Source organism: Rhodobacteraceae bacterium M385 (genome assembly GCA_025141835.1).
In the GTDB taxonomy this organism is placed as follows: domain Bacteria; phylum Pseudomonadota; class Alphaproteobacteria; order Rhodobacterales; family Rhodobacteraceae; genus Gymnodinialimonas.
Map to the genome: position 1 here is coordinate 2,307,306 of CP081102.1, position 11,920 is coordinate 2,319,225.

General features: G+C 61.3%; 12 protein-coding genes. 1 reads left to right on the forward strand and 11 read right to left on the reverse strand.

Going from position 1 to position 11,920, the window contains the following annotated elements; all coding sequences use genetic code 11:
• Nucleotides 1-4: 4 nt before the first annotated feature.
• The 6 genes from pgl to K3728_11235 all read right to left on the reverse strand — a co-directional run bounded on the left by pgl (nucleotide 5) and on the right by K3728_11235 (nucleotide 5,427).
• On the reverse strand, nucleotides 5-676 hold the full coding sequence (gene pgl / locus K3728_11210; protein UWQ97529.1) for a 6-phosphogluconolactonase: 672 nt from the start codon (nucleotides 674-676) through the stop codon (nucleotides 5-7).
• Nucleotides 676-2,118, reverse strand: a complete 1,443-nt coding sequence (gene zwf, locus K3728_11215) for a glucose-6-phosphate dehydrogenase (GenBank protein ID UWQ94292.1) — start codon at nucleotides 2,116-2,118, stop codon at nucleotides 676-678. Before zwf ends, pgl begins: the two co-directional genes overlap by 1 nt.
• A 168-nt stretch (nucleotides 2,119-2,286) precedes the next feature.
• Nucleotides 2,287-3,243 (reverse strand): agmatinase, encoded by a 957-nt coding sequence (locus K3728_11220; GenBank protein UWQ94293.1) that lies wholly within the window; start codon nucleotides 3,241-3,243, stop codon nucleotides 2,287-2,289.
• A gap of 121 nt (nucleotides 3,244-3,364) precedes the next feature.
• Complete coding sequence (locus K3728_11225) at nucleotides 3,365-3,967, reverse strand: HNH endonuclease (GenBank protein UWQ97530.1); 603 nt, start codon at nucleotides 3,965-3,967, stop codon at nucleotides 3,365-3,367.
• 171 nt (nucleotides 3,968-4,138) lie between these two features.
• Nucleotides 4,139-4,804 (reverse strand): alpha/beta fold hydrolase, encoded by a 666-nt coding sequence (locus K3728_11230; GenBank protein UWQ94294.1) that lies wholly within the window; start codon nucleotides 4,802-4,804, stop codon nucleotides 4,139-4,141.
• Complete coding sequence (locus K3728_11235) at nucleotides 4,801-5,427, reverse strand: DNA-3-methyladenine glycosylase 2 family protein (protein UWQ94295.1); 627 nt, start codon at nucleotides 5,425-5,427, stop codon at nucleotides 4,801-4,803. Before K3728_11235 ends, K3728_11230 begins: the two co-directional genes overlap by 4 nt.
• 104 nt (nucleotides 5,428-5,531) lie before the next feature.
• On the opposite strand from K3728_11235, the gene K3728_11240 reads away from it, so the two are divergent.
• Nucleotides 5,532-6,764, forward strand: coding sequence for an MFS transporter (locus tag K3728_11240; protein ID UWQ94296.1), 1,233 nt, complete (start codon nucleotides 5,532-5,534; stop codon nucleotides 6,762-6,764).
• 12 nt (nucleotides 6,765-6,776) lie between these two features.
• Here the strand turns inward: K3728_11240 and K3728_11245 are convergent, their stop codons facing one another.
• The 5 genes from K3728_11245 to cysS all read right to left on the reverse strand — a co-directional run bounded on the left by K3728_11245 (nucleotide 6,777) and on the right by cysS (nucleotide 11,793).
• Complete coding sequence (locus K3728_11245; GenBank protein ID UWQ94297.1) at nucleotides 6,777-7,523, reverse strand: squalene/phytoene synthase family protein; 747 nt, start codon at nucleotides 7,521-7,523, stop codon at nucleotides 6,777-6,779.
• Complete coding sequence (locus tag K3728_11250) at nucleotides 7,520-8,245, reverse strand: class I SAM-dependent methyltransferase (GenBank protein ID UWQ94298.1); 726 nt, start codon at nucleotides 8,243-8,245, stop codon at nucleotides 7,520-7,522. Before K3728_11250 ends, K3728_11245 begins: the two co-directional genes overlap by 4 nt.
• A gap of 25 nt (nucleotides 8,246-8,270) precedes the next feature.
• Nucleotides 8,271-8,741 carry a hypothetical protein gene (locus K3728_11255; protein ID UWQ94299.1) on the reverse strand — a complete coding sequence of 157 codons (471 nt, stop codon included), beginning with the start codon at nucleotides 8,739-8,741 and terminating at the stop codon, nucleotides 8,271-8,273.
• Nucleotides 8,738-10,354 (reverse strand): citramalate synthase, encoded by a 1,617-nt coding sequence (cimA, locus tag K3728_11260; GenBank protein ID UWQ94300.1) that lies wholly within the window; start codon nucleotides 10,352-10,354, stop codon nucleotides 8,738-8,740. The genes K3728_11255 and cimA overlap by 4 nt, the downstream gene beginning before the upstream one ends.
• Before the next feature lie 77 nt (nucleotides 10,355-10,431).
• Nucleotides 10,432-11,793 carry a cysteine--tRNA ligase gene (cysS, locus tag K3728_11265; protein UWQ94301.1) on the reverse strand — a complete coding sequence of 454 codons (1,362 nt, stop codon included), beginning with the start codon at nucleotides 11,791-11,793 and terminating at the stop codon, nucleotides 10,432-10,434.
• Between the last annotated feature and the right edge of the window lie 127 nt (nucleotides 11,794-11,920).

Consider the following 11,920-nt stretch of genomic DNA (forward strand, 5'->3'; position numbering starts at 1 on the left):
TCCGCTACTCCGCCCAATGCACCGTGGCCCCAGACAGAACCGCCGCAATCGGCGCCTCTTCCGGGGGCAATTTCAGCGCTCGTTCCAATGCTTCGCGCTTCTCTGTGCCCGTGATGACCACATGTTTGTTGATTGCGCCGTTCAACACCGGCGCCGTCAGGGTGATCCGTGGCTCGCCCGCGCCCTCTGCGCGCATCGGCATCAGCAGCGGCGCGTCAGGGGCCAAAGCCGCCTCCAGATTGTCCGCGCCTGGAAACAGGCTGGCCGTGTGCATATCCGCGCCCATCCCAAGCAGCAGGACCGAAATCGGCAAATGCCCTTCCAGCCCCTCTGACAACGCGTCCATGCTGTCTTCCGCGCTTGCGCCATCCTTAAACAATGGGATGAGCGTCGCGGCAGACGCCTTTGATACCAATAGCTTTTTCTTGATCAGCGCGGTGTTCGACCGGGGGCTATCTTCGCCCACCCAACGCTCATCATTCAGGACCACTGAAACGCGGTCCCAGTCCAAGTCTTGCTCGCTCAACACATCGAAAATCGGACCCGGTGTGGTGCCGCCCGGCACGCAAAGCGTTGCCCGATCATGCCCGCGCAGGGCCTCGGCCAGCTCTCCGGTCAGCCGGTCGGCCAAATTCAGCATCATCATCTCACGGTCTGGATATTCGACAAAATCCATCATGCGATATCCCTCCAGCGGCGGCCATCGCGGTGCAGCAGCATCAGCGCCTCTTCCGGGCCCGAGCTGCCAGTTTCATATTGCACTGGCTTCTCTGCCCGCTCTGTCCAGCCTTCGATGATCGGGTCCGTCCAGGCCCAAGCGGCCTCGACCTCATCACCGCGCATAAACAGCGTTTGGTTGCCCCGGATGACGTCCATAATCAGCCGCTCATAGGCGTCTGGCACATGGCCCACGTCTGGCCCCAATGCGTCCGCAAAGGACATGTCCAAAGGCACGTCCACAAGGCGCATACCCCCCGGCCCCGGTTCCTTAATCGTCACCCGCAGGTCAATGCCCTCATCGGGCTGCAACCGGATCGACAAGACATTGGCCCGGCTTCCGGCGTCAGCCTCAAAGATCGAATGGGGCGTATCCTTGAAATGCACCACAATCTCGGACCCGCGCGCCTTCATGCATTTGCCCGTGCGCAGGTAAAACGGCGTGCCGTTCCAGCGCCAGTTGGCAATGTGCAACTTCATGGCGATGTAGGATTCCGTGCGCGATGCCGGATCTTCCACGTCATCCAAATACGAGTGCTTCCCCTTGTACTGCCCGCGCACGATGTCCGCAGGTGCCACAGGATCAAGCGCCCGGATCACCTTCAGTTTTTCGTCCCGAACGGCATTGGGCTCAAACTTGTTGGGCGGCTCCATCGCCGTCAGGCAAAGCAGCTGCATCAGATGGTTCTGCACCATATCGCGCATCGCGCCGGACTTGTCGTAATAGGCCCCGCGCCCGCCCACGCTGACCTCTTCGGCGACGGTGATTTGCACGTGATCCACGTATTGCGCGTTCCAAAGCGGCTCAAACAGCACATTGCCGAAGCGGATCGCCATAAGGTTCTGGACGGTCTCTTTGCCGAGGTAATGGTCGATCCGGTAGATCTGAGTCTCATCAAAATGCTCGGCCAGCGTGGCGTTTAGCGCCTTGGCCGAGGCGAGGTCGCGCCCGAACGGTTTCTCCACCACGATGCGGGCGTCGCTGTTGGCGATCTCATAGGAATGAAGCCGCTCTGCCAGTGCGCCAAACAAGCTAGGGCCGACCGAGAAGTAGAAGGCCTGCGTGACCCCGTCGCGCATCTTGCCCTTCAGCTCTTTCCAGCCCCCATCGCCCATGGCGTCAATCGCCAGATAGTCGAGCCGTTCCAGAAACGCCGCGATCAGCGCCTTATCCAGCTCTGCCTTCGGCAAGAATTCCTTCAGCGCCTTCTCAACCCACTTGGCCCAGGCCGCAGCGTCTTGTTCGGTCCGCGCAGCACCGATGATACGCGCCTCCTCCGGCATCTGCCCATCACTGAAGCGCCGAAACAAAGCCGGCAGGATTTTGCGTCGGGCAAGATCGCCCGTGCCGCCGAAAATGACCAAATCAAACGGTTCAACCGGTATGACGCGCGAGACCATGGAGGTCCTCCTCGATTTGCGTTAGCGCTAACAGCGCCCTTCTAACTGACACTGCAACCGAATGTCTAATAAAACCGACGCAGCGATCAACATCGCGTCAACTGGCGCCGAAATCGGCAAGGATCAGCCCGATGATCCCCGTAAGCTGGGTGTGCACTATTGCCCTACTTAGGGCTGCATCGCGCAGATCAACTCAAACATGATTGACGCCCCAAGCCACGCCGTAATTCCACCATTGTCGAACGGCGGTGAAACTTCGACCAAATCGGCGCCGATCACGTCCAACCCCCTCAGTGCCCGCACGCAAGAGATTGCCTCGAACGAACTCGGCCCTCCCACTTCCGGCGTTCCCGTGCCCGGCGCGTAAGCCGGGTCAATGAAATCAATATCGAACGATACATATGTGGGCGCGTCTCCCACAACATCGCGGCAAATCTGCATGACTTGCGGCCAACCGCGCTCCATGCACTCCTCGATTGGCATGATCCGCACGCCTTTCTCGTGGCCGTAATAGAAATCCGAGGTGTTGTAAGACGTGCCCCGCATCCCCGCCATCACACAGCGCTTGGGGTCGATGCACCCCTCCTCGATCGCTTGGCGAAACGGGTTGCCGTGAGTCAGGGTCTTGCCGCCAAAATACGGCGGGTAGAGGTCCGTGTGACTATCCAGCAGCACCAACCCAAACGCCTCCCCACGGGCCGCGCGCAACTCCCTCAAAACGGTCAGCGTGCACAGATGATCGCCCCCCACCATGAACGGCGCGATCCCCTGGCTCAACACGCCCGCCACGAAAGCCTGCGCATTCTCCAAGGCTTCATCCTGATCCACGGGCGACATCGCGACGTCGCCCAAATCGGCAATGCGCTTCGCCTGAAACGGCAACTGCCCCGTGGCCCGGTTCATCTCCCTCAACATGGTCGAGGCATCTCTCAGCGCCCTCGGCCCATGGCGCGCCCCCGGCCTGTTCGACGTCGCCCCATCCCAGGGCAACCCAAACACACCGATATCCACCTCCGCACGCTTCGGATCGTCCGCCGTCAGATACGGCAACCGCATGAACGACGGCACCCCGGCATAGCGGGGCAGATCAGTACCTGAGGGCGGCTGGAAAAACGGATCGGACATGGGGATTCCTTCTCAAATTATCCCGGCGACGCTAACGCGCTGTCCCCACCCTGTCACCCCGCACCGCGCCCCTGCTTCATCTTGGCAAATACAACTCAATCCCGCAGCCGGCCCCAAGCGCCTAGGCTTCCAATTCCGTATCCCAGTACAGAAAATCCATCCAACTCTCATGCAGATAGTTCGGCGGAAACCTCCGCCCATGATTGTGCAATTCTGCCGCCTCCGGCTGCTTCGGAGCGCGCCTCAACGCCAAACCCGAATGCCGCAACGATTTTGAACCCTTGCGCAAATTGCACCGGGAACAGGCCGCCACCACGTTTTCCCACGACGTCACCCCCCCACGGGCCCTTGGCACCACATGGTCAAAGGTCAAATCCCCCTTCGCCCCGCAATACTGGCAACTGAACTGGTCGCGCAAAAACAGGTTGAACCGCGTGAAGGCCACCCGTTTTTGCGGCTTCACGTAATCCTTCAACACCACCACCGACGGAATACGGATCGTAGTCGATGGCGAATGCACAACCTCCTCGTATTCCGATACGATCTGCACCCGATCAAGATAGACCGCCTTCACAGCTTCCTGCCACGGCCAGAGCGACAACGGCAAATAACTCAACGGGCGGTAATCTGCATTCAGCACCAAAGCGGGGTTCTGCTTTAAAGCCCCCGGCGCCCTTACAAATGATGTCTTGAAATCAATCTCTTCGCTGGCCTGCACCTGCATCGCAAAGCTTCCCCACCCGGTTCGCCGTTGTGGCTCCAGGGCGAGAGCACCCGCCCAAGCCGTCACCCCACTATATCTAGGCGCGACCCTGGGGCAAGCAAAACAACATGATGTGGTCGCACCCTAGTTCTAGGGCGCTTATGCAACAATCAGATGACGATAAATCGCCCGTTATCTCGGCAGTTTGTCTTTCAGGAAAGCCAAAGCCACCGACAATCCGTCCGGCGCAATTCCGTGGGCCGTGCCCTTCATCACGTGGGCATAGACCTCTTCCCACCCCGCCGCTTCCAAGCCTTCTGCGGCCTCAGGCAAAGATTGAGGCGGCACCACATCATCGGCGTCGCCGTGAATCAACAAAACGGGGGGCCGCACAACGACCTCTTCCGCCAGCGCCTCGGGCTCCAACAATCGCCCTGAAAAGCCCACGACAGCGGCAAATTCCTCTTCCCGGCGCGGGGCCACATGCAAGGCAATCATTGTGCCCTGACTAAAGCCCACAATCGCCGTTTCCGCGGCACTCACGCCGTGCTCTTCCATGACGTGATCCAGGAAGGCGTTCAAATCCACAACGGCGCGCGCCATCCCTTCCGCCGCCGCCGCCTCGCTGGATCCGTCAATCCAGGGGATCGGAAACCACTGAAACCCCGCCGGGTTCATCGCCGAGCGCTCCGGCGCATCGGGGGCCACAAAAACCGTGTTGGGCATATGCTCGGCCAATGGATCAGCCAGCCCCAGCAAATCGCGCCCATCGGCACCATAGCCGTGCAAAAACACCACAAGCGAGGTTACATCCCCAGATTGCGACGCCTTCGTCCCATAATCCAACACATCACTCATATCGCACCCTCTCGCTTGGTCATCTTTCGGTAGTAGGCCCAGAGCGCCCGGGCGGCAATGGCCCGCACCGGGCTCCAAGCCTCCGCCATGGCACGCATTTCCTTTTCCGATGGCCGCTCCTCCAGCCCAAACAACAACTTTGCCCCCTCTTGCAGTGCCAAATCCCCCGCCGCAAAAACATCCGCATGACCCAGGGCGAACTTCGCATAAATCTCTGCGGTCCACCGCCCAATTCCTGGCACCGCAATCAACGTGGCCAAGACGTCCTCCACCGGCGCCCCGCGCATCGCCTCGTAATCAAGGCCCGCTTCGGCCAAAGCCTTGGCATAGCGCACCTTCGGTCGCGACAACCCACACGCCTGCAATTGCGTCTCCGAGGCCGCGGCAACTGCCCCCTCCTCGCCAAAACCTGCCGCCAGAACCCGTCCCCATATTGCCGCCGCCGACGCGGTCGAGACCTGCTGCCCAACAATCGCGTTCAACAACGCGCCAAACCCATCGTCCCTGCGCCGCAACGGGAGCGGGCCCGCAATCACCTGAAATCTAGGCTCTATCCGGCACAACCGCTCAAATCCCTCGGCCACATCCGCCGCCGTCTCGATACGCGCCAAGATCTGCCCCATGCCCCCTCCTTCATCTTTTCATAAATATCGAAAATACCACCCGCCACAAATCGTGACGCCGGCTCATCTGGACGCTCGCTCGCAAACCCTATACCGCTTGCGCCATGACCGATAGCACGCTCCCCCATTCCGCCCATGATGACACCAGCGCCAAGCGCAATGTAATCGTTTTAGTGATGGCCCAGGCCTTCCTCGGGGCGCAAATGCCAATGCTCTTCGTGATCGGCGGGCTCGCGGGCCTGATGATCGCGCCGTCCCCTGCCCTTGCGACATTGCCGATTTCGCTGATCGTCTTTGGTTCCATGACCACGGCGCCCTGGATCTCTCCGCTGATGCAAAAGTTTGGCCGCAAGACTGGCTTCTATGTAGGCGCATTAGGCGGGGCCCTAGGGGCGGCCGTGGCAGGCTTGGGGCTTTGGATCGACAGCTTCCTCGTCTTTCTTATCGGCTCTTATTTCAGCGGCATCTACATGTCTGCCCAAGGTTTCTACCGCTTTGCCGCCACTGATACCGCCTCCCCGGCGTTCCGGCCCAAGGCGATTTCCTATGTCATGGCCGGGGGCCTGATCTCGGCCCTGATCGGCCCGCAATTGGTCAAGGCCTCAAGCGAAGCCACAGTTATTCCCTTCCTCGGCACCTACGCCTTTATCTTTGCAATCAACGCCCTCGGCGCGATCCTGTTTGCCTTCCTGCAATTGCCGCGCCCCGAACCTGCCCGTGCCGATGCCCCCAAGGGCCGCTCCCGAGCCGAGTTGTTGCGGGACCCCAAGATCATCGTCGCCATGATCTGCGGCGCGGTGTCTTACTCGCTGATGAACTTGATGATGACGTCTACGCCGCTGGCGGTGGTGGGCTGTGGCTTCACCACAGGTAACGCCGCCGATGTTGTCTCTGCCCACGTTATCGCCATGTTCGCGCCGTCGTTCTTCACCGGACATCTGATTGCGCGCTTCGGGGCCACCAAGATCGTCGCGACCGGGCTGGCGCTTCTGGCCGCGGCGGGCGTTGTCGCCATGACGGGGGTGGAGCTGTTCCAGTTCTTCGCTGCCCTTATCCTTCTGGGCCTTGGCTGGAACTTCGGCTTTATCGGCGCAACCGCTATGCTGACGTCTGCCCACGCCCCTGAGGAACGTGGCGCCGTGCAGGGCATGAACGACTTCATCGTCTTCGGCTCGGTCTTTATCGCCTCGCTAAGCTCTGGCGTGCTGATGTATTCCGGCGGCGAAGATGTCGTGCGAGGCTGGACCTCTGTGAACCTCGCCATGGTCCCCTTCTTGGTCCTTGCCGGGGCCGCCTTGATCTGGCTCGCGATGCGCCCGCAAGCGCGTCCCGCCTAGATCCCCTCCGGCTCAGATCCGCCCGAGAAACGCCGCCGCCATCAGGCTTAGCTTCTCTCGGCCTGCTGGCGGCTCTAACCGCCCCTCCGCCACGGCCATCGGGTCTGCCACGGCGCGCTTCAGGATCGCCTTAGCCCCCGCCACCTCAAACAGGGCCGCACGGGCAGGCATCGCCACCCCGTGGCGTCCCGGCCACGCGCGCAGCGCATCTGTCGCCAGCGAGGAGATGGCCGCCGCGCGGCCATCGAGGAGCGGCACCCGCCCGCGCGCTTCAAGCGCGGGCACCGCCACCAAATACCGTGCCAAACCAGCGGCGTAGCCGATGGCATCCGTTTCCGCCGAAGGCGCCCCCCCCAAGGCCCGCAAGGCCGTGTCGATCAAATGGCCCGAGGTCCGTTCGATATACTGCGCAAAAGCCGCCTCATCCTCGAACGGATCTTTGTAAATATCCCACCGTCGCGCCGCGATCAGTCGGTCCAGCGCCGCCGCCCCTTCAGCGTCCAGAAAGCCAAGGGCATCGACAACCTCGTGCCGTCGCGCCCGCCCTTCGGCGATTTCCTCCAAAGCGTCGCGCCACCATTGCAGGCGCATCTCGGCGATCATCGGTTCCTCCGTCACCCAAGGGGCGCGGCTGACTTCGATGTTGAACGCATATAGTGGCAACAAAATCTCGCGGGCGGCCAAGGGCGCGGCCATGGCGGCACGAAACCGGCGCGGGTCGCCGCGGGCGACCAGATCGGCACAGGCTTGGATGCTCACAAGGGCCTCACAACGGACAGCAGATATCCAGTCTCGGCACGGTTGGCCCGCCACGCGGCGATCTCGGCCTCGGCCTCATCCAACGCGCCGTTCATGCGGGTATCCGCTGTGCGTCGCAGCTTAGCAATCCGCGCCTCCATCGGCCGATAATAGCTTTCCCACGCCACATCCGAGAGCTTCCTTGTCGCAATCGTTTCAAACCCCGCCAGTGTCACCTGCGCCGCGATACCCTTGGCATCGGTCAGGCGCGGGTAATCACCCCAAAGGGCCTTCACCACGTCCGAGGGCGGGCCATCGGTGAATACGCAAGGTTCCGAGAAGGCAATGGCCCCGCCCGGTGCCAAGGCGGGTGCCCATTGGGGAAGCAGATCAGCAATCCCATGGAAATAGACCGCCCCCGCCGACCAGATGAAATCAAACGGCCCGCTGATTTCTGTGTAGTCGCCCGCTACCAACTCAACCCGCTTATCCGCGCCCCAGCGCTCTCGCGCCGCTTCGATAAACGGCGCGTGGGCGTCGATCGCGGTGACATGCGCGCCCTCTGCCGCCCGCAACAAAGCGCCCAGATCGCCGCCGGGGCCAGAGCCCGCGTCGCAGATCAATGCCCCCGCCCGAAGCCCCGCCACCTCTGCCGCCCAAGCGACATCGGCGGTTTCGCCCGGCCCCCCTCGGGGCAGGTCGGCGTGGATCTTGAAGAAGCTCTCTTTATCCCATGCGCACATTGCAGGTGGTATCCTTCTTCCCGTCTCAGACCGGCTGTGGCCAGTCGCCAAGGGGGGCTGTGAACATGGGATGGTCACTCTCGACCTGCTCTAGCGCAAGGTCGGTATAGCTGCGCTCGTCGTCCATGCCGAAGGCGGCCGTGGCGTGGTAGACATCGTTGTCCTCTCCATGGGCGACCCAACGCAAGGCCGTGCCATCGGAGAGATGCGCGGCAATCTCGTGGCGCAGACTGTCGTCTCCGCTGCCGGGCTCTCCGGTCACCGCTGCCAGCCCCACCAGATGCGGCGCGAGCCGCGCCCAAGTCTGCGCAAAGCGGCCCGGTTCGATCAATGTGGTCAAGTCTCCGCCTTCCGGGTCGGCGGTCAGCACTGCGACCCGGTCGTCGCTGCTGACAACCTCCACAGTGCGGAACCCATCGCCGTATAGCTCCATATTGCTCAGACGCACCGGTGCCAGAGCGGCCACATCATCGGCAGAGATCGGCAATTGCGTCATGGCTTCGCCCCTTCATGGATCAGTTTCCAGTTCACTGCATCCAACAGCGCCTCGAAACTGGCGTCGACTATGTTGGGCGACACCCCCACAGTCGACCACCGCCGCCCGTTGCTGTCTTCGCTGTCGATGATAACGCGGGTCACGGCCTCAGTCCCGCCTTGGGTAATGCGCACCTTGAAGTCGACCAGATGGATATCTTCGATCAGGTTTTGATACGGGCCCAAGTCCTTGGCCAACGCCTTGGAGAGCGCGTTTACCGGGCCGCGGTCGCTTCCGGTTTCATCCATCGACTCGCTGACGGACAGGGTCTTCACCCCGCCCACTTTCACGACAACCATGGCCTCGGACAGGCTAATCATCTGATTATACTTGTTTTTGCGCCGCTCGACCGTGACGCGGTAGCGTTTCACCTCAAAGAAGTCGGGCAAAAGGCCAAGCTCCCTCCGGGCCAGCAATTCGAACGAGGCCTGCGCGGTATCGAAGCTATAACCCTGATCTTCACGCTCTTTGATCGTATCAAGGATACGCGCCAGCGCCGGGTCGCCCTTGACCACCTGCAAACCCGCATCCGCCAGCCGTTTACGCAGGTTGGATTGGCCCGCTTGGTTAGACATCGGAATGATCCGCGCGTTGCCCACGGTTTCCGGCTCAATATGCTCATAGGTCGTCGGGTTCTTGACGATTGCCGAGGCATGGAGCCCCGCTTTATGGGCAAAGGCCGAAGCCCCCACATAGGGCGCTTGGCGATGGGGCACGCGGTTCAGGATATCGTCCAACATCCGCGACAGACGTGTCAGTCCGGCCAATTTTTCCTCTGCAATTCCGGTGTCATAGGCGGAACGATAGGGCTCTTTCAGCAGCAACGTGGCGATCAGCGTCGTCAGGTTGGCATTGCCACACCGCTCGCCCAAACCGTTCAACGTGCCTTGGATCTGGCGCACCCCTGCCTCCACCGCCGCAAGGCTGCCTGCCACGGCTGTTTCCGTGTCGTTGTGGGTGTGGATCCCCAAATGGTCGCCGGGAATGCCAGAGGCGATCACGGCTTTCGTGATGGTGTGGATCTCGGCGGGCAACGTGCCGCCGTTGGTGTCACACAACACCACCCACCGCGCGCCCGCATCATAGGCGGCGTGGATACATCGTAACGTGTAGTCGGGGTTGGCTTTGTAGCCGTCGAAGAAATGCTCGGCATCAAACAGCGCCTCGCGACCTTGGGCGATCAAATGAGTGATCGAGGCGCGGATATTCTCCACGTTTTCGTCCAGCGTGATGCCAAGGGCCTCGGTCACGTGGAAATCGTGAGATTTGCCCACAAGGCACACGGTCTTGGTGCCCGCGTTCAGAACGGCAGCGAGCACATCGTCATTCTCGGCCGAGCGCCCTGCCCGTTTGGTCATGCCAAAAGCGGTCATCTTCGCCCGCGTGGCGGGGGCTTCTTCAAAGAACGCACTGTCAGTAGGGTTCGCGCCGGGCCAACCGCCCTCGATGTAATCAAGGCCGAGGGCATCGAGCGCTTCGGCAATACGGACCTTTTCGGGAGTCGAGAATTGTACGCCCTGGGTTTGCTGCCCGTCGCGTAACGTCGTGTCGTAGAGGTAAAGGCGATCCGTCATGAGAGCACCCGTAGGGCGGGCCTAGGCCCGCCGTTGGCAAGGGGACCCGGGCTAAAGCCCGGTCTACAGACGCGCATCTAGAGGCCCTCCAGCTTGGTGGGGTCGAAATCCGGGCCGGGAACAAGATCAACGCCCGCTTTTGACATGCGTACTTCGACGCCCGCTGCGGTGAGGGCAGATTTCAACGCATCCACGGGGGCGAAGTCCTTGGTTTCCATGGCGGTGGCGCGGGCTTGAGTTAGACGTGTGACTAATTCCGATAAATCGACATCTGCCGCCGATGCCCAATCAGGCACCTTCCCTTCCCAAAGCCCCATCAAAGACAACGCTGAACCAAGGTCAGCGCCACTTAGTTTATACATCTCTGTCAGCGCCTGATGGGTGTTCAGATCGTCGGCCAAGGCGGCCACGATCACTTCCGACACCGCGTCGCCCGCCGTTGCCGCCTCGTACCACTTCCGCAGCGTCTTCTCTGCCTCCACCCGCTTCTTCTCGGTCCAATCCATCGGCTTGCCGTAGTGCGTGCTCAGCATCACGAAGCGGATCACCTCGCCCGGTACGCCGCTATCCAACAAATCGCGCACCGTGAAGAAATTGCCCAAACTCTTGGACATCTTCTTGCCCTCGACCTGCAACATCTCGTTGTGCATCCAGATATTCGCAAAGCCGTGGCCCGCCGCGCAGGATTGTGCCACCTCGTTTTCGTGGTGGGGGAACATCAGGTCTGCGCCGCCGCCGTGGATGTCGAAACGACCTTTTCCTTCGGGATCGAATTTGCCTAACAAAGCATGGGCCATAGCCGAGCATTCGATGTGCCAACCGGGGCGACCGCGGCCCCAAGGTGACTCCCACCCGGGGATATCGTCCGACGATGGCTTCCACATCACGAAGTCCATCGGGTCCTCTTTATAGGGCGCGACCTCGACCCGCGCGCCTGCAATCATGTCATCGACAGAGCGCCCCGAAAGCTTGCCGTAACCCTCAAAGCTACGCACCCGGAACAACACGTGGCCGTCGCGGGCATAGGCAAAGTCCTTGGCGATCAAATCCTCGATAAAGGCAACCATCTCAGCGATGTAGCCAGTAGCGCGCGGCATGTGGGTGGGGTCCAGAACGCCAAGGGCGCGGGTGTCATCCAGATACCATTGCGCGGTCTCGGCGGTTAGGTCAGCGATCTCGCGCCCCTCTTCGGCTGCGCGGGCGTTGATCTTGTCATCCACGTCGGTGAAATTTCGCACGAAAGTGACGCTTTCGCCCCCGTAGACGTGGCGCAGCAGCCGGTACAGCTGGTCAAACACCACCGCAGACCGCGCGTTGCCGATATGGGCGCGGTCATAGACCGTCGGCCCGCAGACATACATCGAGACCTTGCCGGGAATGATCGGCTGCAACACCTCGATGCTGCGGGACTTAGAGTTCTTGAGGCGGATTTCGACCATAATATCAAGCTTTCGGGCAGGCGAGAACAAAGCGCGAGACCGGGCTAGCAGATTGGCAGAATTAAGAAAACCACACGTAGCCGGTCCGCAGAAGTTAGCGGATAATGAGACAACCGGGACAGGACAT

Excerpts from the sequence above, each read along its gene's own strand:
- pgl (UWQ97529.1), bottom strand. The coding sequence starts at position 676 with ATGGATTTTGTCGAATATCCAGACCGTGAGATGATGATGCTGAATTTG.
- zwf (UWQ94292.1), bottom strand. The coding sequence starts at position 2,118 with ATGGTCTCGCGCGTCATACCGGTTGAACCGTTTGATTTGGTCATTTTC.
- K3728_11220 (UWQ94293.1), bottom strand. The coding sequence starts at position 3,243 with ATGTCCGATCCGTTTTTCCAGCCGCCCTCAGGTACTGATCTGCCCCGC.
- K3728_11225 (UWQ97530.1), bottom strand. The coding sequence starts at position 3,967 with ATGCAGGTGCAGGCCAGCGAAGAGATTGATTTCAAGACATCATTTGTA.
- K3728_11230 (UWQ94294.1), bottom strand. The coding sequence starts at position 4,804 with ATGAGTGATGTGTTGGATTATGGGACGAAGGCGTCGCAATCTGGGGAT.
- K3728_11235 (UWQ94295.1), bottom strand. The coding sequence starts at position 5,427 with ATGGGGCAGATCTTGGCGCGTATCGAGACGGCGGCGGATGTGGCCGAG.
- K3728_11240 (UWQ94296.1), top strand. The coding sequence starts at position 5,532 with ATGACCGATAGCACGCTCCCCCATTCCGCCCATGATGACACCAGCGCC.
- K3728_11250 (UWQ94298.1), bottom strand. The coding sequence starts at position 8,245 with ATGTGCGCATGGGATAAAGAGAGCTTCTTCAAGATCCACGCCGACCTG.
- K3728_11255 (UWQ94299.1), bottom strand. The coding sequence starts at position 8,741 with ATGACGCAATTGCCGATCTCTGCCGATGATGTGGCCGCTCTGGCACCG.
- cimA (UWQ94300.1), bottom strand. The coding sequence starts at position 10,354 with ATGACGGATCGCCTTTACCTCTACGACACGACGTTACGCGACGGGCAG.
- cysS (UWQ94301.1), bottom strand. The coding sequence starts at position 11,793 with ATGGTCGAAATCCGCCTCAAGAACTCTAAGTCCCGCAGCATCGAGGTG.